The organism is Bacteroides sp. 51 (genome assembly GCF_010500965.1).
Taxonomy (GTDB): Bacteria; Bacteroidota; Bacteroidia; order Bacteroidales; family Bacteroidaceae; genus Bacteroides.
Genome location: NZ_QVMI01000080.1, coordinates 3,417 through 4,402 on the forward strand (window position 1 = coordinate 3,417; position 986 = coordinate 4,402).

2 protein-coding genes are annotated in these 986 nt (G+C 47.1%); both read left to right on the top strand.

Annotation, left to right across the window (positions count from 1 at the left end; genetic code table 11):
- On the top strand, positions 1-381 hold a 381-nt coding region (locus D0T87_RS23495), incomplete at its 5' end, for an FISUMP domain-containing protein (RefSeq protein ID WP_304521323.1).
- Positions 382-478: 97 nt separating this feature from the next.
- The gene (locus tag D0T87_RS23500; RefSeq protein WP_163178581.1) at positions 479-733 is read left to right on the top strand and encodes a hypothetical protein; all 255 of its coding nucleotides are present in this window, start codon (positions 479-481) and stop codon (positions 731-733) included.
- Positions 734-986 lie beyond the last annotated feature (253 nt).

Genomic DNA, 986 nt, shown 5'->3' on the forward strand with positions numbered 1-986 from the left:
GATAAGGGTTGGGTTGAGGGTAGTTGGCGTTTGCCTACTGCCGCCGAACAACAGGCACTGATGGAGGCAGCTGGTCAAAGTCCTGAGCACGCCGATTATTACGGTACTCCCAACGGTACTTTTGCTGCTTTCACCGCTTCCAATGCCAACGGTCTGGATCAAATCCCCAGTTACGTTCAGCTTTTGGATCAGCGTTTCCCCGCCTCCGGCTACCGGAGCACCAGTGGGGCTTTGCTCAGCGCAGGCAACAACGGGTACTTCTGGTCGGGTTCCTCGAACTCCACTTCGAACGGGTTCAACCTGTACGTGAACTCGAACGGGGCGCTCCAGCGCTACAGCAGTCGGCAGCACGGTTGGTCTGTCCGGTGCGTTAGAGAATGACATTCGTTTTATTTGATTTATTTGTTTCATTCCCAGTGGGCATTTAAAGCCCACTGGTTATTACCGGCGAAGCCGGTTTTTCTAACAGACCAATAATATGACTCAAAAAGAGATTTTTTTTAAAGAGGAGAATAATTATACCCGAATTTTCCTTTATCGTGAGGGTATTTTCTGGAAAGCTTATGAAAAATCGGCTTACCGGATTGCCTCTTCCTTTCAAACGTTTAAGCCTATTAAGAAATATGTAAAAACGGTGGGTGAAGCCATTGTGTCTATTGGTTTTCCCTGTGCTGTGTTAGAGAAATATATTGCTAAAGGTTCTGTCACGTCATCCAGACCCGGAACGTGGTGAAGGGGAAGGATCTGTTATTGCCTCCTTCTACGGTTCTTGTAGGAGATCCTTCTCCTTCGCTGCGCTCCGGCTCTGGATGACAAGGGTGCTTATGGTGTAAGTGAACTACTATAAGGTATTAAAAAGAAAACTTGCTCTATGTTCATCATAGAGAAGTCGTTGTCGTGTTAAGCATGAACTATTCCATGATGTGATATCACGATCATGCTCCACTAAATTTGTTTTGTTGCGAAGTCTCCCGAGCCAGGCGTGG

Coding starts and splice junctions, on each gene's coding strand:
- D0T87_RS23500 (WP_163178581.1), top strand. CDS start 479: ATGACTCAAAAAGAGATTTTTTTTAAAGAGGAGAATAATTATACCCGA.